The 23893-nt window shown below is 68.6% G+C and carries 20 protein-coding genes; 7 read left to right on the forward strand and 13 right to left on the reverse strand.

Translation table 11 applies throughout. From position 1 onward, the window contains the following. The first annotated feature begins 173 nt into the window (after nt 1-173). Nucleotides 174-5933 carry a trifunctional serine/threonine-protein kinase/ATP-binding protein/sensor histidine kinase gene (locus ABAZ39_RS28170; RefSeq protein WP_051658662.1) on the forward strand — a complete coding sequence of 1920 codons (5760 nt, stop codon included), beginning with the start codon at nt 174-176 and terminating at the stop codon, nt 5931-5933. 12 nt (nt 5934-5945) lie between these two features. Here ABAZ39_RS28170 and ABAZ39_RS28175 read toward each other — a convergent pair whose 3' ends face one another. From ABAZ39_RS28175 to ABAZ39_RS28210, 8 genes are read right to left on the reverse strand one after another with little or no spacing between them, the layout of a single operon-like run. After that, nucleotides 5946-6824, reverse strand: a complete 879-nt coding sequence (locus ABAZ39_RS28175; RefSeq protein WP_040137571.1) for an isocitrate lyase/PEP mutase family protein — start codon at nt 6822-6824, stop codon at nt 5946-5948. Between the two features lie 23 nt (nt 6825-6847). Further along, on the reverse strand, nt 6848-7585 hold the full coding sequence (locus tag ABAZ39_RS28180) for an ABC transporter permease (protein ID WP_051658663.1): 738 nt from the start codon (nt 7583-7585) through the stop codon (nt 6848-6850). Nucleotides 7586-7590: 5 nt separating this feature from the next. After that, the gene (locus tag ABAZ39_RS28185) at nt 7591-8340 is read right to left on the reverse strand and encodes an ABC transporter permease (RefSeq protein WP_040137572.1); all 750 of its coding nucleotides are present in this window, start codon (nt 8338-8340) and stop codon (nt 7591-7593) included. Beyond that, entirely contained in the window at nt 8337-9197 is an 861-nt protein-coding gene (locus tag ABAZ39_RS28190; protein ID WP_040137573.1) for an ABC transporter ATP-binding protein, read from the reverse strand. The genes ABAZ39_RS28185 and ABAZ39_RS28190 overlap by 4 nt, the downstream gene beginning before the upstream one ends. Nucleotides 9198-9251: 54 nt before the next feature. Continuing rightward, nucleotides 9252-10220 carry an ABC transporter substrate-binding protein gene (locus tag ABAZ39_RS28195; protein WP_051658664.1) on the reverse strand — a complete coding sequence of 323 codons (969 nt, stop codon included), beginning with the start codon at nt 10218-10220 and terminating at the stop codon, nt 9252-9254. Nucleotides 10221-10277: 57 nt separating this feature from the next. After that, nucleotides 10278-10904, reverse strand: a complete 627-nt coding sequence (gene leuD / locus ABAZ39_RS28200; RefSeq protein WP_040137574.1) for a 3-isopropylmalate dehydratase small subunit — start codon at nt 10902-10904, stop codon at nt 10278-10280. A 1-nt stretch (nt 10905) separates the two neighbouring features. After that, entirely contained in the window at nt 10906-12321 is a 1416-nt protein-coding gene (gene leuC / locus ABAZ39_RS28205; protein WP_040137575.1) for a 3-isopropylmalate dehydratase large subunit, read from the reverse strand. Between the two features lie 26 nt (nt 12322-12347). Beyond that, nucleotides 12348-13220 carry an isocitrate lyase/PEP mutase family protein gene (locus ABAZ39_RS28210; RefSeq protein ID WP_040137576.1) on the reverse strand — a complete coding sequence of 291 codons (873 nt, stop codon included), beginning with the start codon at nt 13218-13220 and terminating at the stop codon, nt 12348-12350. A gap of 161 nt (nt 13221-13381) precedes the next feature. Between ABAZ39_RS28210 and ABAZ39_RS28215 the strand changes: the two genes are divergently transcribed. After that, entirely contained in the window at nt 13382-14083 is a 702-nt protein-coding gene (locus tag ABAZ39_RS28215; RefSeq protein ID WP_051658666.1) for a GntR family transcriptional regulator, read from the forward strand. Nucleotides 14084-14209: 126 nt separating this feature from the next. Here ABAZ39_RS28215 and ABAZ39_RS28220 read toward each other — a convergent pair whose 3' ends face one another. From ABAZ39_RS28220 to ABAZ39_RS28240, 5 genes are all read right to left on the reverse strand, one after another. Further along, complete coding sequence (locus ABAZ39_RS28220; protein WP_035681829.1) at nt 14210-15223, reverse strand: proline racemase family protein; 1014 nt, start codon at nt 15221-15223, stop codon at nt 14210-14212. 68 nt (nt 15224-15291) lie between these two features. Next, nucleotides 15292-16080, reverse strand: a complete 789-nt coding sequence (locus tag ABAZ39_RS28225) for an ABC transporter permease (RefSeq protein WP_035681830.1) — start codon at nt 16078-16080, stop codon at nt 15292-15294. After that, nucleotides 16077-16928, reverse strand: coding sequence for an ABC transporter permease (locus ABAZ39_RS28230; protein ID WP_162473420.1), 852 nt, complete (start codon nt 16926-16928; stop codon nt 16077-16079). The genes ABAZ39_RS28225 and ABAZ39_RS28230 overlap by 4 nt, the downstream gene beginning before the upstream one ends. An 8-nt stretch (nt 16929-16936) precedes the next feature. Next, a complete protein-coding gene (locus ABAZ39_RS28235; RefSeq protein ID WP_040137578.1) occupies nt 16937-18034 on the reverse strand; it encodes an ABC transporter ATP-binding protein in 1098 nt (365 codons plus the stop codon). A 26-nt stretch (nt 18035-18060) separates the two neighbouring features. Further along, entirely contained in the window at nt 18061-19131 is a 1071-nt protein-coding gene (locus tag ABAZ39_RS28240) for an ABC transporter substrate-binding protein (protein WP_040137579.1), read from the reverse strand. A 140-nt stretch (nt 19132-19271) separates the two neighbouring features. On the opposite strand from ABAZ39_RS28240, the gene ABAZ39_RS28245 reads away from it, so the two are divergent. From ABAZ39_RS28245 to ABAZ39_RS28265, 5 genes are all read left to right on the forward strand, one after another. Next, the gene (locus ABAZ39_RS28245) at nt 19272-20315 is read left to right on the forward strand and encodes a GlxA family transcriptional regulator (protein WP_051658667.1); all 1044 of its coding nucleotides are present in this window, start codon (nt 19272-19274) and stop codon (nt 20313-20315) included. 168 nt (nt 20316-20483) lie between these two features. Then, nucleotides 20484-21005, forward strand: coding sequence for a hypothetical protein (locus ABAZ39_RS28250; protein WP_040137580.1), 522 nt, complete (start codon nt 20484-20486; stop codon nt 21003-21005). Nucleotides 21006-21084: 79 nt separating this feature from the next. Beyond that, a complete protein-coding gene (locus ABAZ39_RS28255; RefSeq protein WP_040137581.1) occupies nt 21085-21429 on the forward strand; it encodes a hypothetical protein in 345 nt (114 codons plus the stop codon). Nucleotides 21430-21461: 32 nt separating this feature from the next. Then, a complete protein-coding gene (locus ABAZ39_RS28260) occupies nt 21462-21737 on the forward strand; it encodes a hypothetical protein (RefSeq protein ID WP_144243661.1) in 276 nt (91 codons plus the stop codon). A 26-nt stretch (nt 21738-21763) separates the two neighbouring features. Next, a complete protein-coding gene (locus ABAZ39_RS28265) occupies nt 21764-23893 on the forward strand; it encodes a tape measure protein (RefSeq protein WP_040137583.1) in 2130 nt (709 codons plus the stop codon).

The raw sequence follows: 23893 nt of genomic DNA on the forward strand, positions 1-23893 counted from the left end.
TCTTACCGCAATTGAACTATTACGCCGTTTCGCCGATGCTACAGGTCTATGACCCGTGCGATCGCCAAGCAAAAATCGTGCAAAACCCCGGCCAGCACGCCCTGCGCTTGCTCCACCGTGGCGCGACCTTCTATAACGGATACCGCAACCACGCGACATAAGGATGCTGCGTCGTGATCGGGGCCATCCCCACCGCAACCGTGCCGGCGTTACCGGGCTTCCGCGTTGTCGAAACGCTGCATGTGGGGTCGCGCTCCACCGTGCTGCGCGCCGTCCGGCGCGACGACGGCCTGCCCGTCATCTGCAAATTCCTGTCCGGAGCGGACATCGGCGGCGAGGACAAGGCGGCGTTCCAGCGTGAATTCGCCATCACCCGCCGGTTGCGCCACGCCGGGATCGTGGAGGCTCTGGACTGCGTCCCCCACGGCAACGGGCTGATGATGGTGTTCCGCGACATCGGCGGCGCCGCGCTGGACAGCCTTCCGGACGTGCGGACGGAGGACGTCGCGGTCTTCCTGCGGATGGCGCTCCAGGCGGTCGACGCGCTGGCCGCCGTGCACGACGCCGGAGTCGTCCACAAGGACATCAGCCCCGGCAACCTGATCTGGAACCCGGCGACCGGCCAGTTCAACCTGATCGACTTCGGCATCGCGTCGGAATTATCGCGGGAAGAGGCGGGCGACCCGGACGTCGGCACCATGGAGGGCACGCTCGCCTACATGGCGCCGGAGCAGACCGGCCGCATGAACCGGTCGGTGGATTACCGCGCCGACTTCTACGCGCTGGGCGCCACCTTCCACGACTTCCTGACCGGCCAGCCCCCCTTCCCGTCCGGCGACCCGCTGGAGCTGGTGCATTGCCACATCGCGCGGACGCCCGTTCCGGCGCACAAGCTCAACCCGCTGGTGCCCGAGCCGCTGGCCGCCATCGTGGCCCGGCTGATGGCAAAGAATCCGGAGGAGCGCTACCAGAGCACCTTCGGCCTGCGCGCCGACCTCGAACGCTGCCTGACCGAATGGCGCAGCCACGGCCGCATCGAGCCCTTCGCGCTGGCCAGCCGGGACGTCCGTCCGGTGCTGCGCATCCCGCAGAAGCTCTACGGCCGCACCGGCCAGTTCCGCGTGCTTCTCGACGCCTTCGGGCGGGCCGCCGCGGGCGGGTTCGAGGTCCTGCTGATCTCCGGCTATTCGGGTGTGGGCAAATCGGCGCTGGTCCGGGAACTGCACAAGCCGGTGATCGCCCGCCACGGCTTCTTCATCACCGGCAAGTTCGAGCCGCTGAAGCGCGACATCCCCTACGCGCCGGTGATCGAGGCCTTCAAGACCCTGGTGCGGCAGACCTTCGCCACCGGCCCGGAGTCGCTGGCGCTGTGGCGCGCCCGCCTTCTCGCCGCGCTCGGTCCCAACGGGCGGATCATCACCGACGTCATTCCCCACGTCGAGCGGCTGATCGGTCCCCAGCCGCCGCTGCCGGAGCTGGGTCCGGTGGAGGCGCACGAGCGCTTCATCTACGTCTTCCGCAATTTCGTCCGCGTCTTCGCCGGGGCGGGGCACCCGCTGGTGCTGTTCCTGGACGACCTGCAATGGGCCGACCTCGCCACGCTGAAACTTCTGGAGGGGCTGGCCGGCGATCCGGACCTCGGCCACTTCCTGCTGGTCGGCACCTGCCGCGACACCGAGGTCGATGCCGCCCACCCGCTGCGCCACACGATCCAGACCTTCGGCGAGCGCGGCGTTCCCGTCCGCGACGTCTCTCTCGGCGGGCTCGACGCCGACGCGGTGGTGGCCCTGCTGTCCGACACGCTGCACGCGGCCCCCGACGACGTGCGCCCCCTGGCCGAACGGCTGATCGCCAACACGCTGGGCAACCCCTTCTTCCTCGGGCAATTCCTGGAGTCGCTGGAGCAGAGCGGGCTGATCGCCTATGACGGCCTCGCCGGGGTGTGGAACTGGAACCTGGAGGCCATCGAGTCCCAGCGGATGGAGCGGATGGTCGACGACGTCGTCACCTTCGTGGTCCGCCGCATCCGCGAGCTGCCCGCCGAGACGCTGACCGTCATCCAGACCGCCGCCTGCATCGGCAGCGCCTTCGATCTCGCCACCCTGGCCGACGCGAGCCGGCGGACCTCCGCGGCGGCGGCGGCGGCGCTGTGGCCGGCCCTGCGCAGCGGGCTGGTGGTCCCGGTGGGCGACGCCTACCGCTACGCCGACATGGACAGCGTGTCGCCGCGCGCCACCTACCGTTTCGTCCATGACCGGGTGCAGCAGGCGGCCTACAGCATGCTGCCGGACGCCGACGCCCTGGCCTGCCATCTCGCCGTCGGCCTCGTGCTGGAACGCAGCCAGGGCCTGACGGGCGATCGGACGACCGATCGGCTGTTCGCGATCACCAACCAGCTGAACCGCGCCCTGCCCCTGCTGTCGCCGGAGCAGAGAGAGCGGCTGGCCCGTTACAACCTTCTGGCCGGGCAGGCGGCGCGCGCCTCGGCGGCGCTGGGGCCGGCCTTCGACTATCTCATCACCGGGGTCGGGCTGCTTCCCGCGGACGGTTGGTCGCGCCTGTACGAGTTGGCGCTCAGCCTGCACGCCGAAGCGGCGGAGATCGCGGCGGTGAACGGCGACGTCGCCGCGGCGACCCCGCTGGCCGAGGCCATCGAGGCCAACGCCCGCACCGTCCTCGACCGTGCCCTGGCCTACGAGACGCAGATCCAGATGCACGTGTCGCGGCAGAACCTGCCGGCGGCGCTCGATGCCTGCCGCACCGCCCTGGGCCAGCTCGGCAGTCCGATCCCGGAGCGGGCGGACACCCGGCATGTGCTCAAGGAACTCGCCACGACCAAGCTGGCGCTGCGCGGCAAGGGCGAGGAGGATCTCGTCAACCGCCCGCCCCTCACCGACCCGCGCCTGCTGACGATCGGGCGCATCGTGTCGCGCGTGCTGGCCAGCGCCTATCTGCACGACACCAACCTCTACACGGTGCTGCTGCTGCGCATGGTCCGGCTGTCGGCGACCGAGGGAATCCTGCCGGCCTCCGGCATCACCTACGCCACCTACGGGCTGCTGCACTGCGCGATGCTCGGCGACGTTCCGGCGGGCGCCATGTACGGGCGGGTGGCGCTGCGCGTGCTCGACCGGCTGAACGCCAACCAGGGCCGCGCACAGACGCTGTTCGTCGTCCATCTGTTCATCGAGGTGTGGCACCAGCCTGTGGCGAAGTCACTGGCCGGCCTTCTCGACGCCCACCGGATCGGCCTGGAAACTGGCGACATCGAATACGCCGCCTATTGCCTGAACAACGCGGTCGCCCAGGGTCTGTTTCTCGGACATCCCCTGCGGCAGCTCCAGCAGACCGCGGCGGGCCACGCCGCCGCCATCGCGCGTCTGAACCAGCAGACCGCGGCCGGTGTCTTGCGACCCCACCAGCAGCTCATCGCCAACCTGCTGGGCGAGTCCGAGGACCCCACCGTCTTCGCCGGCCCCCACGTCGCGGAGGCGAGCGACGTCCCGGCCCTGGCCGCCAGCGGCAACCGCCTCGCCCTGGACACGATGCACAGCCATCTGGCCTATCTGAACCTGCTGTTCGGCCGGATCGACGAGGCGCGGCGCTGCATGGCGAAGCGCCGTCCCTTCGCCGACGCCTCCATGGGCATGGTGATGAACCTGCGCATGCGGGTGGTCGCCGCCCTGATCGACTTCGCCGCCTGGGACCGCCTCCGCCCCGCCGAGCGGCTGCGGGCGCGGGCCGCGGCGCTCGGGCTGGAGCGCCGGCTCCGCAGCGCGGTCCGCCACGCGCCGACCAACTTCCGCCACCTGCTGGCGCTCGTGGTGGCCGAACGGCTGCGCGCCACCGGGCGGCTGGACAAGGCGCACCGTCATTACCAGACCGCCGCGGAGAGCGCCCGCGAACAGGGCTTCACCCACGACGAGGCCTTCGCCTGCGAGCGGGCCGGCGAGGCCGCGTTGGCGCGTGGCGACCGCTTCACGGCGAAGGCGATGCTGTTCCAGGCCCGCCACGCCTACCGACGCTGGGACGCGCTGGCGAAGGTCAGGGCGCTGGACGCCCGGCTGGCCGAGCTGTTCGGCGAGACGGCGGCGGACCAGAGGCCCGCCGACGACGGCTTCCCGCCGCAACGCCCGGTCACCGCCTCGTCGCGGCGGCGCTCCTCCTCCGGATCCAGCTCCCACATGGTGGATGTGGAGACGGTGATCCGCACCTCGCGGGCGCTGGCGCAGGACATCCGCCTGGGCGACCTGCTGTGGACGCTGATGAAGCTAGTCATCACCAACGCCGGGGCGACGCGGGGCTGCCTGCTCCTGCCGACCGACGGCGCGTGGCGGATCGAGGCCGACGCCACGAGCGAGGGCGACGCCGCGGAGGTCCTGCAATCCCGCCCGCTCGACGACGCGGCGCCCGTCCTGGTGCGCGGCGTCGTTGACGCGGTCATCCAGACCGGGGAGCCGGTGGTTCTGGCCGACGCCGCGAACGACGGCGATTTCCAGTACGACGCCTACACGCGGATGGCGCAGCCGCGCTCCGTGCTGTGCCTGCCCTTGCGCAACCGCAACCAGATGGTCGGCATCCTCTATCTGGAGAACAACCTCGCCGCCGACATCTTCAGCCCGGAGCGGCTGGAGCTGCTCAACCTCCTGTCGGTGCAGATCGCCATCTCCATCGAGAACGCCCGCCTCTACGACGGGCTGGAGCGGCTGAACCGCACGCTGGAAGCCCAGGTGGCCGAGCGGACGCGCGAGGTGGCCGAGCAGTCGCAGCTGCTGCGCGCCACCCTGGCCAGCATGTACGACGGCCTGGCGGCCTTCGACGCCGAGGAACGGCTGCGCGTCTGGAACGAGCGGGCCATGGCACTTTTCAGCCTGCCGGACACGCTGCGCCGGGTCGGCGTTCCGTATCGGGAGCTGAGCGCCGCGGTGAACGCCTCCGGGCAGCTTCTGACGGCGCTGGTGCCCTCGCCCCTGGTCAGCAGCCCCAGCGAGATCGAGTTCGCCGACGGCCGGGTCATCCAGGTCCGCAGCAATCCCATGCCCGACGGCGGCATGGTGCAGGTCTATGTGGACGTGACGGTGGACCGCAGCCGCGAAAGCGAGCTGCGCGACGCCCACGAGCAGCTCCACGCCGCCCATGCCCAGCTCAAGGCCGCCCAGCAGCAGCTCGTCCAAGCGGAGAAGATGGCCTCGCTGGGGCAGCTCGTCGCCGGGGTGGCGCACGAGATCAACACGCCCATCGGCATCGTGATGACCAGCGCCTCCTATCTCGGCGAGAAGATCAGCGCGCTCGAAACGCTGTCCGACACCGGCAAGATGCGCCGGGCCGACTTCCAGGACTTCATGCAGGCCGCGCGCGACGCCGCCACGCTGATGATCAGCAACGCCACCCGCGCCGCCGATCTGGTGCAGAGCTTCAAGCAGGTCGCCTCCGACCAGACGCGCAGCGACCGCCGCCGGTTCGACCTGCGCGGCTATCTGGAGGAGGTTCTGGTCAGCCTGCGCCCGACCTGGCACCGCCCGGGCCACGAGGTGAGCCTGGAGTGCCCCAAGGGCATCGAGCTGGACAGCTACCCAGGCGTGATCGCCCAGATCGTGACGAATCTCATCACCAACTCGGTCAACCACGCCTACCGGGAGAGCGAGAAGGGCCGGATCGCCATCACGGCGCAGACGCTGGAGAACGACGGGGTGCGGCTGGTCTACCGGGACGACGGCTGCGGCATCCCGGCGGAAAACCACGGCAAGGTGTTCGAGCCCTTCTTCACGACGCGGCGGGGCACGGGCTCGACCGGGCTCGGCCTGCACATCGTCTTCAACCTGATCACCGGCCAGCTCGGCGGCACCATCCAACTGGACAGCCAGCCCGGCGAGGGGACGCGATTCACCGTCGAGTTCCCCTGCCGTGCCCCCGGAAAAACGCCGCCGAGCTGAGATGGCGAGCGGTTACTCCGTCTCAGGGTGGCGCTTCTCGAACTCCCAGACGCGCTCGAAGCCCATCAGGCGGGTGAAGTCGGGGAAGGGGTAAAGCTCTCCCCGATACTCGGCGCTCGATCCCTTGGCGAGGATTTCGCCGTAGGCGCTGCGCAGCGCCGCGGCCATCGCCAGGAAGCCGGTCGCCGGGAAAATGGCGATGCGGTAGCCGAGCGATTCCAGCTGCGCCCCGGTCATCACCGGCGTGCGGCCGCCCTCCACCATGTTGGCGATCAGCGGCTTGCCGATGGTCCGGCAGATCCGCTCCATCTCCGCCTCGCTCTCCGGGCTTTCCACGAAGATGATGTCCGCGCCGGCCTCGGCGTAGGCGTCGGCGCGGCGCAGCGCCTCGTCGAGGCCGAGCGTCGTGCGGGCGTCGGTGCGGGCGATGATCAGGAAGTCGCTCGACGACCGCGCCTCGCAGGCGACGCGGATCTTGCGCACCATGTCCGCCATGGGGATGACCCGGCGGCCCGGCGTGTGGCCGCACTTCTTCGGGAATTCCTGGTCTTCGAGCTGGATGGCGGCGGCCCCGGCCTCCTCATAGCCGCGGATGGTGAAATCGACGTTCAGCAGCCCGCCATAGCCGGTGTCGCCGTCGGCGATCAGCGGCGTCGCGGTGCCGCGCGCGATCGCCCGCACCCGGCCGACCATGTCGCTGAAGGTGGCGAGCCCGGCGTCCGGCAGGCCGAGATGGCTGGCGACGGTGCCGTAGCCGGTCATGTACAGCGCGTCGAATCCCATGCCGTCCGCCACGTTGGCCGAGATCATGTCGAACACGCCGGGGGCCGAGATCAGGCCCGGCTGCGACAGGCGCTGTTTGAGGGACCGGGGCTTGAGGGATGTGGTCATGTTGTTGGAATCTCCGGAAGTCTTTACGAGGCCCGCCGGTGCATGCGCCGGTCGATGTGCAGCAGGCCGGCGCTGATGAGCACGGCGGTGGTGGCGAGGATCAGCACCACGGCCATCATGGTGCGCACGTCGTGCCCGCCGATGGCGTTCATGACGAGGTAGCCGAGGCCGCGCTGCGAGGCGAACATCTCGCCGATCAGCACGCCCAGCAGGGTCAGCGAGAAGCCCACCCGCAGGCCGGACACCAGTTCCGGCAAGGCGGCGGGCAGAATGATGGTGGAGACGAGCTGGGGCGGCGACAGGCGCATCACCCGCGCGCTGCGCAGCATCACCGGCGGGATGGTGCGGACCGCGTTCATCGTGAAGATGATCACCGGAATGATGCCGTGGATCGTCCCGAAGGCCACCTTGGCCGACAGGCCCAGCCCGAAGGCGAGCAGGATCACCGGGTAGAGGGTGATCTTGGGCAGCGAGTAGAGCGACACCAGGATCGGCTCCGCCACCTCCCCGGCCAGCCGGTTGATGCCGAGAGCGATGCCGATGGTCAGCCCGCCGAACACCGCCAGCAGCAGCGAATAGAGCAGCGCCACACCGGTCTCCGCGACGTGCGGCCAGAAGGTGGCGGAGCCCAGCAACTCCACCGCGCGGGCCAGCGTGTCGGCGGGCGAGGTCAGGGCGACGCTGCCGACGATCCAGTGCAGGACCTGCCACAGGGCCACCAGCGCGACGATGACGAGAAGCGTATCGGTCTTTTTGTGCATGGCCGTCAGCGCCTCCGCCGCTGCATGATCCGGCGCTCCCAGGTGAAGAGCACAGCGTTGAGCACCGTCACCAGGACGATGATGAACAGCATCAGCGCGTACATCCGCGAATTGTCGAAGTTGTTGAAGGCATAGGCGATGCTGTAGCCGATGCCCGAGGAGGACATGATGAACTCCGCCGCGATGACGCCGATGAAGCAGTAGGCGATGGCCAGCTTGGCCCCGGTGAACAGGAAGGGTGCCGCGCTGGGCAGCTTGACCATCAGCGCCGTGCGCACCGGGTCCATGCCGTGGACGCGCGCGGTCTTCAGCAGAACGCGGGGAATCCGGTCCAGCCCGTTCAGCGTGTTGATCAGCATCGCCACCACGCCGAACAGCGTGCCGATCACCACGATGGGCGCCGCCCCCAGCCCGAAGATGACGATCAGCACCGGGTAGAAGACGAAGAACGGCACCGCGTAGTAGGTCGCCAGGAAGGGGTCGAGCGCCCGGCGCACCCGCGGCATGGCGTGGATCGCCACGCCGGCGACGAAGCCGAGCAGGATCGAGGCGATCACCGCCATGGCGACGTTGCCCAGCGTCTCGCCGATGTCGGCGCTGGCCGCCCCCGAGGCGAGAAGGCGGTAGAGATCGCCGGCCATGACGCTGGGCGCCGGCAGGACCGTCTTGGCGATGACGCCGGCCCGGCACAGAACCTCCAGCAGCAGGACGGCGCCGGTCACCACGATCAGCCGGAGCCAGCCCGCCCAGCTCATGACCCACCCCCGGCGAGGCCGGCCGCCTTCAGGCTCTCCTCGCGCAGCAGGCGCCACAGCCGGGCGGTGATCTGGCCGAAGCCGTCCTCGCTGGCGATGCGGGAATCGCGCTCGCGCGGCCAGCCGGTCTCGATCTCCTCGATGATCCGTCCGGGCCGGGACGACATGACGCCGATGCGGTCCGACAGCATGGCCGCCTCGTCCAGCGCGTGGGTGATCAGCATCACCGTGGCGCCGGTCTCGCGCCACAGCTTCAGCAGCTCGTCGCCCATGATCAGGCGGGTCTGGGCGTCGAGCGCGCCGAACGGCTCGTCCAGCAGGATCAGGCGCGGGCGCATCACCAGCGTGCGGGCGATGCAGACGCGCTGGCGCATGCCGCCGGACAGTTGCACCGGATAGGCCTTGGCAAAATCCTTCAGCCCGACGAAGCCGACGGCGTAATCGACACGCCGCTCGATCTCCGCCGGATCGACGCCCGCCCGGCGCAGGCCGAAGGCGATGTTGTCCCACACGGTCAGCCAGGGGAAGGTGGCGTCCTCCTGGAACACCACCCCGACGCCATCCGGGACCTTGCCGGCCACCGGCTTGCCTTCGAAACTCACCGATCCCTCGGTCGGCACGGACAGGCCGGACAACACGTCGAGCAGCGTGGACTTGCCGCAGCCCGACGGTCCGACGACGGAGAAGAACTCCCCCTGCCGCAAGGTCAGGTCGACGGGGCCCAGCGCGTGCACCCCGCCGTGGCCGGGAACGCCGTAGATGCGGCTCACCCCCTTCAGTTCGGCGTGGACGGCCGGAGCGGGGTTGGCCCCCGCCTCCTCGTGCAGGTCGCGCTTGGCGGCGACGTTGGCTTTCATCGGGGGCTTCCTCCCGGTCATCGTGATGCGTCAGGCGGATGTTCTTCGGAGCGGTTATTTCAGAAACGAGGCGTCAGAGTGCTTCGACCAGTCGACCTCGCCCTTGACCTCGCCGATGATCTGCAACCCCTTGATCAGGTTGTTCATCCCGTCATATTCGAAGTCACCGGCGCTCCAGTATTTGATGGTCGCCAGATTCTTCAGCGCCTGCAGCGCCACCGCCTCGTCGATGTCGTAGTATTTGGTCATGATCTTGGCGGTCTCTTCGGGGTTGGCGTAGACGAAGTCCACCCCCTTGCGCCGCGCCTCGATCAGCTTCCGTAGCTTGTCGCCGTTCTTCGCGGCGAAGTCCGAGGTGGTGACGCCCACGGTCTGCACCATGGTCGGCAACTCGGTCTCGACCGCGAAGACCATGCGGTACTTGTTCTGCACGCGCGCCCAGATCGGGTCCATCACCGGGGCGGCGGCCACCGCGCCCTGCTCCAGCATGGTCAGGCCGCCGCCGATGCCACCCGCGGACACGCCGTCCACGGTGATGCCGTGCTTGTCCTTCACCATGGTCAGCAGCATGTCGGTGACCGACTTCGGGCTGGTGAAGGCGACCTTCTTGCCGTCCAGGTCCTTGGCGGTCTTGACCGGGGAGTCCGGCTTGGTCACCCACAGGATCTCGCCCGCCGTGCGGACGCCGGTGTGGATGATCTTCACGTCCAGGCCCTGGTTGATCGCCGCCACCGCCGCCGACAGGGCGACCTCGCCGTAGGGCATCGGCGCCGCCATGACGTTGCGCATGGTCGTGCCGCCGCCCTTGGAGGTCAGGACGCCGGTGATGTCCAGCCCCTGCTCCTTGTAGTAGCCCTTCTCCATGGCGACGGCGTAGGGAGCGCCGTACATCAGGACGCCCCAGTGGGTGACCGTGATCTCCTCGGCCTGCGCCGGGACCGCCGGGACCAGGGTGGCGAGCGCCACTCCCATGGCCGCCGCCCCCAGTGCCGCCTTGCGCTTCATCGTGGTCATGAACGACATCGCTGTTCCTCCCAATTGCCGCTGGCCTTTCTGGCCATGCGCGTTGACCCGGACCCGTCAGGCGGTGGGCAGGGCGTGAATCCACGGGCGCTGCGCCCGGTCGCGCGCCTCGAACGCCGCCATGGCGGCGTCGTGGCGCAGGCTGGCCCCGATCTCGTCGAGCCCCTCCAGAAGCGCCTGCCGCCGCGCCGCCTCCATCGTGAAGGGGAACTCCCGTCCGTCCGGGGCGGTGACGCGGCAAGCCTCGATGTCCACCGTCGTGGCGGCGGCCGGCGTTTCCTGGGTGCCGGCGACGAGATGGGCGAGCGCGGCCTCGTCCAGAGTCACCGCGGCCAAACCGTTCTTCTGGCAGTTCTCGTGGAAGATGCTGGCGAAGCTCGGCGCGATCACGCAGCGGATGCCGAAGTCCATCAGGCTCCACACCGCGTGCTCGCGCGACGAGCCGCAGCCGAAATTCTCGCCGGCCAGCAGGATCTTCGCCTCCCGCCAGGGCGCCTGGTTCAGGACGAAGTCCGGCCGTTCCCGGCCGTCGTCGTCGAACCGCCATTCGGAGAAGAGGCCGGCGCCCAGCCCGCTGCGGTGGATGGTCAGCAGATGCGCCTTGGGGATGATCGCGTCGGTGTCGACGTTGGCGCGCGGCAGTGGTGCGGCGATCCCGGTGATGCGATTGACGGGTTCCGGCATGTCAGGCGCTCCCCTCCAGGCTGCGGACATCGACGATGCGGCCGGCCACGGCCGCCGCCGCCGCGGTCGCCGGGCTGGCAAGATGGGTGCGCGCCCCCGGCCCCTGGCGACCTTCGAAGTTGCGGTTCGAGGTGGCGACGCAGCGCTTGCCCGGCGGCACCCGGTCGGCGTTCATTCCGGCGCACATGGAACAGCCCGGCTCCCGCCATTCGAAGCCGGCGGCGGTGAACACATGGTCCAGCCCCTCCGCCTCGGCCTGCCGGCGCACCTGGCCCGAGCCCGGCACGACCAGCGCGCGCAAGCCGGCGGCGACCCGACGGCCCTTCAGCACGGCGGCGGCGGCCCGCAAATCCTCGATGCGGCTGTTGGTGCAGGAGCCGATGAAGACCATGTCCACCGGCAGGTCGCGGATCGGCGTCCCCGGCTCCAGCCCGATGTAGTCCAGCGCCCGGCGCATCGCCTGCCGGCGCTTGGGGTCGGCCTCGCGCTCCGGATCGGGAATGGTCTCGCCGACGCCGATGCAGTCCTGCGGGCTGGTGCCCCAGGACACCTGCGGCGTGAGAGTGGAGACGTCCAGTTCGATCTCGGCGTCGAAGCGGGCGCCGGGATCGCTCGCCAGGGCGCGCCACGCCTCAACCGCCTGCTCCCACAGGTCACCCGCCGGGGCGAAGGGCCGCCCCTGGAGATAGGCGAAGGTCACCTCGTCGGGGGCGATCAGGCCGAAGCGCGCGCCCAGCTCCACCGACATGTTGCAGACGGTCATCCGCTCTTCCATGGAAAGCGCGCGGATGGCCGGGCCGGCGTATTCGACGCCGTAGCCGGTCGCCCCGGCGGTGCCGATGGTGGCGATCAGCTTCAGCACCATGTCCTTGGCCGACACGCCGGCCGGCCGGGTGCCTCTGACGGTGATGCGCATGGTCGGCGGGCGGCGCAGGATGGCGGTCTGCGTCGCCATGACATGCTCGACCTCCGACGTGCCGATGCCCCAGGCCATGGCGCCCAGCGCGCCCACCGTGCTGGTGTGGCTGTCGCCGCAGACCAGGGTGGCGCCCGGCAGGGCGATCCCCAGTTCCGGCGCGATCACATGCACGATGCCCTGGCGCACGTCACCCAGGTCGAACAGCGCGACACCGGTGGCTTCGGCGTTGGCGCGCAGGGCGCGGATCATCTCCGGCCCGCCGGGCACCGTGTCGTCGGTGCGGCCGTTCTCGGTGGAGACGATGTGGTCCGCCGTCGCGAAGGTCAGGTCGGGGCGGCGCAACCGGCGCCCGGCGGCGGCCAGCCCGGCGTAGGCCTGCGGGCTGGTGACCTCGTGCAGCATGTGGCGGTCGATGTGGAGCAGCACCCGCCCGTCGCCGAGATCGGCGACGACGTGCTGATCCCAAATCTTGTCGATGATGGAACGCGGCGTGGTCATGGCGTTGCCTCCCCTTATTCGGCCCGTCATTCGGCGGCTCGGTAGGCCTGTTCCCGCTCGTAATAGTCGGGGAAGCCGACAAGGGACTTCAGCGCCTCGAAATCGGCCTGGGCCACCCGGCTTTCCTGCCCGTCCGCCACCGCGGCCAGGGCGGTGCGCATGGCGTCGATGGCCGCCGACATCAGGGTCAGCGGATAGGCGGCGAGCTTGAAGCCCAGCGCCTCCAGCTCGCGCGGCGGCAGAATCGGTGTCTGGCCGCCGCGCACCATGTTCGCCATGGCCGGCCGGTCGATCCCGGCGCAGAAGGCGGCCATTTCCGTCTCGTTGTGCGGAGCCTCCATGAAGATGATGTCGGCGCCCTCCTCCACGAAATCCTGGCAGCGCTCCAGCGCCGCGTCGAAGCCGTGCGTGGCGCGCGCGTCGGTCCGCGCCAGGATCAGGATGTCGTCGGAACCCGACCGGGCGGCGTCGACGGCGGCGCGGATCTTCATGCGCGCCTCGGCCCGCCCGACGACCTGCTTGCCCTTGGTGTGGCCACAGCGCTTGGGGCTGACCTGATCCTCGATCAGGACGGCGGCGGCCCCGGCGCGGGCGTAGTCGCGCACGGTGCGCTGCACGTTCATGGCGTTGCCGTAGCCGGTGTCGCCGTCGCCGATCACCAGCAGGGCGGGGGCCGCCTGACAGACGTTGCGGAGCTGGTCGAGCATCTCGGCGAAGGAAATCAGCCCGGTGTCGGGCATCCCCAACCGGGTGGCCGAGACGGCGAAGCCGCTCATCAGGCTGACGCGGAAACCGGCCTGCTCGATCAGCCGCGCCGACAGCGCGTCGAAGCAGCAGGGCATCAGGTGAAGGCCGGGAGCCTCCAGCGCCGTTTTCAGGCGTTGTGCGGGTGTCGTCACCGGTTGTATCCCTCCCTTGTCGCCGCTTCCGCTGTTGGCTTCCGCTAGAGCGCACCGGAACCGGGCGTTTAATTTGTTGTGCCTACGAACATAGTGCGCCATTGTATACAACGCAACCCGAAAAAATCGGATTGCCGAACAGAAGGGCAAGGGAGGTCAGCATGTCGGACAGCGCCGGGGCTCTGGCACCCCAATGGGACAACGGCTTCAGCGGCGGCTCCAACCGCGCCGCCGACCGCGCCTATCGCTTCATCCGGGAAGGCATCCTGGCCAGCCGCTGGCCGCCGGGCGCCCATCTGCGCGAGCAGGAGCTGGCCGAACTGACCGGGGTCAGCCGCACCCCGGTGCGCGAGGCGCTGCGCCGGCTGTCCGCCGACGGGCTGCTGCAGCTCGTGCCCAACCTCGGCGCCAAGGTGAACGCCTGGACGATCCAGGACCTCGACGAGATTTTCGGGCTGCGCGCGACGCTGGAAAGTCAGGCGGCCGGCCTCGCCGCCACCCGCGCTGAGCCGCGGCACCTTGCCGAGCTGGAGGCGCTGTGCGACGCGATGGAGGCGGTGGTGGGGGACGGCAACGCGGTGGACTTCTCGCGCATCACGCCGCTGAACGACCGCTTCCACGGCCTGCTGATCGACATCGCCGGGGACCGGCGCTTGGGCCAGATGATCCGGCAGGTGGTGGAGATGCCGCTGGTGCTGCGGACCTTCGCCCGCTACAGCCGGCGCGACCTCGCCCGCAGCATGAACCACCACCGCGAGATCGTCGAAGCCCTGACCGCCCGCGATGGGGAATGGGCGTCGTCGGTGATGCGCGCGCATGTGCGTGCCGGGCGGGCCGTCTTCACCGTCCCAAAACCCGAGTGAGCTTCATTGTATACAACGACGGCGCGCCGATACGGGCAGGTGGATCGCCCATCGGCGCAGCACAAAGGTCCCGGCGCCCTGAGGGGACGCCGGGACGAAGTTCAGGACGCTGCCGCTAAGGACCGATCAGGCGACCAGGAAGCCGGCGCCGACCGGATCGTTGCGGTCGATGACCCAGCGGGCGGTGCCGAGGATGCTGGCCGTGCCCTTGACGGTCGGGCGCACGGCGCGCACGCCGTTCAGGCGGGTCTCGCCGAGCAGGCTGCCCTCGAAGGTGCCGGTGCCGAGCAGGCCTTCGGAGCGGATGGTGTCGCCGATCGCCATCTTCCCGCGCGCCTCGAACATCGCCATCATCGCGCTGGTGCCGGTGCCGCCCGGCGAGCGGTCGAGCTGGCCGGCGCTGAAGACGTGGACATTCTTGTAGAAGGCGCCCTCGATGGTCGGCTCGTGCCAGAAGGTCACGAAGTTGAAGTTGTTGATGTGCGCCGACGCCGGGTGCTGGATCGCCACCTTCTGGCGGAGCTGCTCACGCGCCAGGATGCCGTAATGCGACAGGGCGGTGCCGTTCTCCGCCCCGATGCGCAGCGAGGTGCCGGTCAGGTCGATGATGCCGAAGTAGTTGCCGCCCCACACGATGTCGGCCTTCAGCGGGCCGATCTCCGGCAGCTCGAATTCCACGTCCTGCGCGGCGACGTAGGCCGGGACGTTCTCGAACTTCGTCCACAGCACCCGGTCGCCCTCATGGGCCACCTCGGCGACGACGAGGCCGGCGGTGGTCTCGAAGCGGATGGTGGTGCGCCCGTTCTCGCCGCGGCGGACGAGGCCGTTGGCGACCATCGCCATGGCGACGGCGATCGTGCCGTGGCCGCACATGTGAGAATACTGGGTGCCGTCGATGTAGATCAGGCCGGCGTCGTAGTCCGGGCCGGACGGCGGGGTCAGGAAGACGCCGAACATGTCCTTGTGGCCGCGCGGCTCGCGCATCAGGGCTTCGCGCAGCCAGTCGTAATGCGTCTCCAGGAACTGGCGCTTCTCCAGGATGCTGGAACCGGCCGGATAGGGGATGCCGCTGTGGATGATGCAGAGCGGCTCGCCCTCGGTGTGGGTGTACAGGACATCGAATGCGTCTTGCATGCGCATGGAAGGACCCTTTCGTGGATCGGATTCAGTGTTGGATCGGGGGATGAAGCGGGGGGTGTCGGGACCGGTCAGCGCCGGTCCGACAGAAGGTGCAGCCCGACGGTGAGGTCGAGGATGATGATCGCCAGGGCCGCCACGCCGATGGTGATGGAGGACACCGCGGCGATGACCGGGTCGATCGTGTACTGGACGTAGTTGAAGAGTTTGACCGGGATGGTCGTCATCTCCGCCGTGGTGTTGAAGATGCTCAGCTCGACGTTGATCCAGGAGGAAATGAAGGCGAAGATCGCGCCGCTCGCCAAGCCACTGCGGATCTGCGGCAGCGTGACGAGGAAGAAGGTTTCCATCGGGCGGGCGCCCAGGTCGGCGGAGGCCTCCTCCAGCGCCCGCTGCTCCGGCGTCAGCTGCGGCAGGACGGAGCGCAGGACGAAGGGCATGATGATGACGATGTGCCCGACCAGCAGCGCCGTGAAGCTGCGCATCAGGCCCAGCGCCGCGCAATATTGCAGCAGGGCGGCGCCCAGCACGACGTGCGGCAGGACCAGCGGCGACATCAGCAGCGACAGCAGGAACTTCTTGCCCGGAAACTCACAGCGGGCGATGGCCAGCGCCGCCGGAACGCCGAGCAGCAGGGCCGCCGCCGTGGCGACCAGGGCCAGCAGGGTGCTGGTGCCGAAGGCCGCCAGATAGGAGGTGTCGCCGAGCATCCGCCCGTACCAGTCGAGGGTCAGCCCCTGCGGCGGGAAGGCAAGGTAGCTGGTGGCGGTGAAGGAGGAGCCGACGATGACCAGGAGCGGCAGGATCAGGTAGGCCATGACCGACCAGGACACCACCCGCAGAAGAAGCCGTGCGATCATTGGGCTTTCCTCCCCGTTGCGCTGGCCCCGGCGTTGCCGATCCAGCCGGCCAGACCGACCAGGACCAAAGTCATCACCAGCAGCGTCATGCTGAGCGCGCCGCCGTAGTTCACGTCGAAGACCGTGCTGTACTGCTGGAAGATCAGCATAGGGAAGACCGTGATCTTGCCGCCGCTCAGCAGGGCCGGCGTGACGTAGGCGCTGACCGCCAGGGTGAAGACCATGATGATCCCCGACATCAGCCCCGGCAGGCAGAGCGGAAAGGTGACCGTCCGGAAGGTGTCGAAGGGCGTGGCGCCGAGGTCGGAGGAGGCATCTTCCAGCGCCGGGTCCACCGCGGCCAGCGCGTTGCCGACAGCCAGCACGATGAAGGGCAGCAGGATGTAGACCAGCCCGATCACGATGCCCAGCTCGGTGCCGAGGAAGCGCATCGGGCGGTCCAGGATGCCCACCCCGACCAGCGCGTCGTTGACGAGGCCGTTGCGTCCCAGCAGCACCATCCAGCCGAAGGAGCGGACGATGTTGCTGGTGAACAGCGGCAGCACCAGCAGGATGACGCAGGTCCGCCGCAACGCCCGCGACTTGACCACCCGCACCAGATAATAGGCCAGCGGGTAGCCGAGCAGCGCGCAGGCCACCGTGGTCAGCCCGGCGATGCGGAAGGTCGCCGCCAGCACGTCCCAGTGATACTGGTCGAACAGCACCCGCGCGTAGTTGCCGAGGGACGGCACGCCGCCCGCCATCAGGCTAGACGACACGACCACGATCATCGGGACGGCGAAGAAGGCCACGAAGAAGGCGACCGGGGCCGCCAGCAGGGGCAAGGCTCGGTTCATGGCGGCGCTCATGGTCGTGCTCATGGTCCGGACCGGTGGGTGGCCGGCTCGGCGATGATGTGGACGTGCCCCGGACGGAAGCCGACGAAGACCGGCGCCCCCGGATTGAGCCCCTCCCCCGCCATGCCCAGCCGGCGGCTGGCCAGCAGATGCTCGCCGACGCGCACCGTCACGACGGTCTGCCCGCCGGTGTCGATGACGTCTTCGACGAAGCCCTGGTCGGTGATCAGGCCCGGCGCCTCGGGCTGGTTCAGCAGCTCGACATGCTCGGGCCGCAGCACCGCGGTGTAGCGCTGCCGCGTGTCGGCGCCGAGATGGGGCAGCAGCGCCGACCCCACCGCCAGCCGCACCCCGGCGTCGCCCTCCGCCGTTCCCGGCAGCAGGTTGGCCTCGCCGATGAAGTCGGCGACGAAGCGGCTGGCCGGGCGGGTGTAGATGGCCCGCCCGTCGCCCACCTGCTCGATCACCCCGCGGTTCATGACGACGATGCGGTTCGCCATGCTCATCGCCTCCTCCTGGTCGTGGGTCACGAACACGAAGGCGATGCCGAGCTTCTCCTGGAGATGCTTCAGCTCGATCTGCATCCGCTTGCGCAGCTTCAGGTCGAGAGCGCTCAGCGGCTCGTCGAGCAGGAGGAGCTTCGGGCGGTTGACAAAGGCCCGCGCCAGGGCGACGCGCTGCTGCTGGCCGCCCGACAGCTCCCGCGGGTAGCGGCCCGCCGCGGAGTCCAGCCCAACCAGTTCCAGCGCCTCGCGGGCGCGCTCCACCGCCTCGCCCCGCGGCACCCCGTGACGGCGCGGCCCGTAGGCCACGTTGTCGAGGATGCTCAGATGCGGGAACAGGGCGTAATGCTGGAACACCGTGTTCAGCGGGCGCCGGTGCGGCGGCAGCCGCGTCACGTCCTCCCCGCCGATCCGGATGGTCCCGGAATCAGGGGAGAGGAAGCCGGCGATGCAGCGCAGCAGGGTCGTCTTGCCGCAGCCGCTCGGCCCCAGCAGGGCGACGAACTCGCCATGGGCCACATCCAGCGACACGTCCCTCAGCGCATGGTATGTGCCGAAATGCTTGTCGATGGAGCGGATGGAGAGCAGGGCGTCGGGCTTGGGCGTCGCGGGCATGGAGGGGCTCCCCGGCTGGCTGCGGTTCACTGGCGGGCGAGTTCGCGGTTCCAGGCGTCGGTGATCGCCGCGCGGTCACGGTTGATGTCCGCCCAGTTGAAGAGCTTGAGGTTCTTGACCGACCCGCCGACGCCCCAGGGCAGCTTGCGCTCGACGTCCGGCGACACCGACACGTTCTGCACCGCCGGGCCGAGATAGAGCTTCTCCGCCAGACAGGCCGACGCTTCCGGGGTCAGCGCGGTGTCGATGAAGCGCTGGGCATCGGCCTTGTGCGGGGCGTTCTTGACCAGATGCAGACGGGCGTCGGTGGCCCACACGCCTTCCTTCGGAACGACGAAGCCGATGGGCAGGCCCTTGTCGGCCAGATCCCAGGCGCCGACGTTGAAATGCGCGCCGATGATCGCCTCGCCGCTCTGGTAGGCGTTGCTCGCCGCCCCCGAGCTGTCGAAGTAGAGCGCGGTCTTCAGCGTCTTAAGCTTTTCGAAGGTCTTGGACAGGTCGCCCGGCGGGTTGCCCCACATGCGGTTCAGGAACATGACGAAGGGCACGCCGGAGGAGTTGGCCGGCGACGGGATCGTCACCGTGTCCGCGAACTCCGGCTTCCACAGGTCGTTCCACGAGGTCGGCGGGGTCTTGATCTCCTTGGTGTTGTAGGTCAGGCCCAGTGAGTAGTAGCCGGAACCGGCGGCGAAGATCGACCCGTCCGCCTTGTAGATCGCCTCCGGCAACGCCTTCGCCAGGTTCGGCACGCCCGTCGGGTCGATGGCGTCCAGCACGCCCGCCGCCTGCGCCATCTCGCTGATGCCGCCGTCCATGTAGGCGACGTCGAGCGTCGGCGCGTCCTTCTGCTGCTGCAGCTTGGCGAAGGTCACGGTCGAGGTGCCGATCTCCGGCACGACGCGGACGCCAGTCGCCTTGGTGAAGGGCTCCGCGACGCAGGTGCGGAAGGCCTCGCCCCAGTTGCCGCCGTACCAGGCGACGCGGATTTCGCCCTGGGCCGCGGCCGGCAGGGCGTACAGGGACACCCCGGCCGCCAGGACGGCGGTCAGGGCGGCGAGGCGGGAAGCGTTGCGGGTGGCGGCGCGCGTATGGGTCATGACCGGTTCCTTCGTGGTGTCGGTCCAGCGGGCGTCAGAGCCGTGGTTCGTTCGAAAGCTAATTGTTCCGACGTATTTTCCGATAGAAGAATGCTGCCGAATCCTTGAATATTTCCGACATGCCGACCCCCAGACCCGACATGCCGGACGCCCCCGACCGCGACGCCCCGTCCCCCGCCGATCCCCGGTTGCGCATCGGCTTCGTGCTGCTCGACCAGTTCACGCTGACCGCCTTCTCCGGTTTGATCGACGCCCTCCGGCTCGCCGCCGACCCCGGAGGGCGCAGCCGGCAGATCGACGCGAGCTGGACGGTGATGAGCGTCGGCGGGCAGCCGCGCCGGTCGAGCTGCGGCGTGCTGGTGACGCCCAACAGCGACCTGCTCGCCCCGGCGCCCTTCGACTACGTGGCGGTGTGCGGCGGCAACGATTACCGGAACGAGGTGCCGGGGGCGGTGACCGCCTATCTGCGCGCGGTGGCGGCGCAGCGGGTGCGGCTTCTCGGCATCTGCACGGGCACCTTCGCCATCGCGCGCGCCGGCCTCGTCGGCACGCGCCGCGTCTGTGTCCATTGGAACGTGCTGGACACCTTCCGCGAGCGCTTCCCGACCGCCAACGCCTCGGTGGACCATCTCTTCATCGACGAGGGCGACCTGATCACCTGCGCCGGATCGACGGCGGCCATCGACCTCGGCCTCTACCTCGTCGGGCGGCATTGCGGCGGGCAGAAGGCGCGGCAGGCCGTCCGCCACATGATGCTCCAGGACATCCGCCCCGGCGCGCTGCCGCAGGCCCATTTCTACGCGAACCTCGACGGCGTGACCGACGCCCGCGTCCGTCAGGCGACGCATTTCATCGAACAGCGGCTCGACTCCCCGCCCTCCGTCGAAGCCATCGCCCGCTACGTCGGGGTCAGCGCCCGGCAGCTCGAACGGTCCTTCCAGGCGGCGCTGGGCATCTCGCCGTCGGCCTTCCAGCGCCGGTTGCGGCTGGATTACGGACGCTGGCTGCTGGAGCACACGCGCCGGACGATCACCGAGATCGCCTTCGACTGCGGCTTCGCCGACGCCGCCCATTTCTCGCGCGATTTCAAGACCCAGTTCGGCGAGATGCCCAGCCGGGCGCGCAAGGGCAAGGGCGCCACGGAAAGCTCCCCTTCTCCCGTGGAAGAGACGCCGCCCCTCTGACGCGGGGGAGCCAACCAGGACACACCCGATCCGGACGCCGCCCGCCCGCCCGGCCTGCGCCGACGCCGAATTAGCCACTTGCAAAATCACGCAGTAAGCGCTAACTTATCTTCGGTAAGACGCTGCGCTCAGCCACGACGCGGCGCGACTTGATGAAGGAGAATGTGTATGGCCATTGCTGCTGAAAACATCGCGCTCGGCGTCTGCGACGTGACCTTTGCGACGCTCGACCTGGGCGCCACCAAGGGCGGCGTCGAGGTGGCGATCGAAACCTCGACCTACGAGGTGACCGCCGACCAGACCGGCGAGACGCCGATCAAGGAGGTCATCACCGGCACCACGGTCACCGTCACGGTGCCGATGCTGGAAACCAACCTGACCAAGCTGCTCAAGGTCATGCCGCAGGCCGTCGGCATCGGCGCGGCGGGTTCGGAGGTCGGCGTCGAGATCCGTTCGGGCGTCAACACCGACCTGCTCGAAGCCGCCGGCGAGCTGAAGCTGCACCCGACCGGCCTGCCGGCGTCCGACACCACTCAGGATTTCCTGGCCTTCAAGGCGGCGCCGGTGCCGAAGTTCGCCGTCCGCTACGCGACCGGCGAGGAGCGGGTCTACGAGGTGACCTTCAAATGTTACCCGGACACCACCGCCAACAACAAGATCGCGGTCTTCGGCAAGCCGACCGCGGCCTGACGATCCGGCGCCCGGCTTTTTGCCGGGCGTCCAACCCGCGCCCTTCCCAATCCATTCCTTCCGAGGAAAGCCGTTCCCCATGACCGACATTCTCAACCTCGACGCCCTCAAGGTCACCCGTCTGGTCGTCCTCGACGGCCGGGAGCGCACGCTGCGCTCGATGACCGTGGAGCAGTTCATCGAGGCCGACGATTTCGACGCCAGGCTCGCCAACGCCACGGGCAAGGAGAAGCTGACGCTGCTGATCGGCAAGCTGCTGGAGTTCCTCGACGGCACCACCCACGCCGATCTGCTCAAGCTCGACATGACGCAGCTGATGGCGCTGCTGGCCTTCGCCCGCGGCTCCGACCTGTCCAAGCTGACCGACGCTGGCGAGGACGCGGACGGGGGCGCGGTGGGAAACGCGCTGGCCGGGCCGAAGTAGTCCAACTCGATTTTGGATTCTACTTCGCTCGGGTGATGCGTTTCTACGGCATGAGCTTCGCCGCCGTGCGCCGGATGCCCATCCGGGCCTTCTGGCTGCTGAACGACATGATCGACCGGGTCCGCGCCGAAGAGGTTCTGGAGATCCTGCCGGCGCACAGCGTCGCGATGGGCGGCGAGCATGTGAAGCGGATCGTCAAAGGTCTGCACAGCCGCCTCGGCCGCCCGCAGATTGTGGAGAAGGTGACGATGTCCGACGAGGACATCAGGAAGGCCCGGCGCCTTTTCGGTGCGCACGGAACTGAGTAAGCGCGTACTTACTGGAAGGATTCGTCATGGCTTCGAACGCCAACACTCTGACCGTCGGGCTCGATTTCGACACCGCGTCTTTCACCAGGGACCTCAGGGCAGCGACCGCGGCCATGACAAAATTCCAGAAGGCCGCCAGCCGGACGGACGCGCTGCTGTCCAGCCTGGCGCAGGGCTTCTCCAGCGTCGGGGATATGGCCAACCGGATGGTCAAGGCCAGCGGGAAGACGACCGACCTGAAGCGCAAGTTGGCGGCCGTCACCGGCTCGGCCAACGAGATGAACAGGGCTCTTCACGCCGGCGCGGCACGCGCTGGAAACTACGGCAAGACCGTCGACGACCTGCGCGGAGCGGCGCTGCGCACGGGGTCGGGTCTCGACGCGCTGACGAAGTCGTACGCCGCGGTCACTTCGGCCGCCAGCTCGGCCAGCATCGCCGTGGAGGACGTGCGCCGGGCGATCGAAGGCACGATCGGGACCGGCCAGCGCATGGGCGCCAGCAACGGAGACAAGCAACGCGTCTTCAGCGCCATCCGTCAGGTGGTCGGCAAGAACACGCCGCAAATAATGAAGACTGCGGCCGGTCCGATCGGCAAGGCCAACACCACCACGTTCGGCGCGGCCCCGGCGGCGGGCGGCGCCCCGGCTCTCGCGTCGCCCGGCAAGGACAAGCCGGGCGCGGTCGGTGGCCAAGGGAATGCGGGCTCCGCCACCGCTGGGCAGCCCGCCGCGAACGGGTCGTCTCCGTTGGGTCAGGACGATCCCGCGTATCTTAAAAGCCAGACCCTTCAGAACAAGCAGATGGTTGGAGTGCTGAACACCGATCAATGGCGCAATGACAAATACGAATTCCAAAAATCAAGCGTCGATCTTGAGATGGCTCAGCTCTACTACGAATACAGCCTGGACGCCGAGCAGCGCCTGCAGCTCATCCGTGCCGACGGGATCAAAAATTTCACGGAGAAATTTTCCGGCTTGATCACCGGTGTGCTGAGCGGACAAACGGGCATCGTCACCGGCGTGCGCTCGATGTTCGCAAGCATGGGCAAGTACATGCTTGATTTCTTCGCCAAGTGGGCTTCCCAGAAGCTCATGATGAAGGCGATCGACACCATCGGCGATCTTTTCGGCTTCGACTTCGGCGTCGGCGTCGGCGCCGGCGCAGGGAATGCCAAAGGCTCCGCGTCAGGTCCCGCCCCCGGAAGCGCCGGCCCCGGTGCATCGGGCGGCGTGCTCGGCCAAGCCAAGCCGGGTGGGGTGAGCGGTCCGGCCAACGCGGGCTCCGCCCCCGCTGGGCAGTCCGCCGCGAACGGCTCGTCTCCGTTGGGCAAGGACGATCCCAAGTACCTTCACGACCAGACGCTTCAGAACAAACAGATGTTTGGTGTGTTGAACACCGATCAATGGCGCAATGACAAATACGAATTCCAGAAATCGGCCGTCGATCTTGAATTGAGCAAGATCTACTACGATTACAGCCTGGACGCCGAGCAACGCCTGCAGCTCCTCCGCGCCGAAGGAGCAAAGAGTTTCACCACGCAATTCTCCGGCGTCATCACCGGCGTTCTGAGTGGGCAGATGACCCTCATCGAGGGCGCGCGCTCAATGTTCGCAAGCATGACCACGTTTATGATCGACTTCTTTGCCAAGTGGATTTCCCAGCAACTGCTGATGAAGGCGATCACCGGCATCGGCTCGCTGCTTGGCTTCGGCATCAGCAGGCCGTCCGACGCCGGCATGGCCGCACTCTCCAACACGGGCTCCAAGTTCCACGTCGGTGGCATCGTCGGCTACGACGGCACTGACCACGGCCATTATCCGTCATCACTATGGGCTGGTGCGCCGAAGCTCCACTCCGGCGGCTTGCTGCGCGGCGAGGTGCCGATCATCGCCAAGCGTGGCGAGGGCGTCTTCACCCCGGAGCAGATGGACAACGCTGACAATCTTCTGACGTCAGCGCTTACTTCTGGAAACACTTCACCATCCATTCATCAGGAGGTCACCGTGAACGTGAGCGGTGGGGCCGGCACGAGCGAACAGAACACTGATCTGGCCGACAAGATCGGCCGGCAGGTGAAGGCGGAACTGCGCGGTCTGATGACCGAGGAGATGCGCCAGCAAATGCGCCCCGGCGGTCTGCTGCGGGGAGGCTACTGA

The sequence above is a fragment of the Azospirillum argentinense genome (assembly GCF_000632475.1).
Lineage (GTDB): Bacteria > Pseudomonadota > Alphaproteobacteria > Azospirillales > Azospirillaceae > Azospirillum > Azospirillum baldaniorum.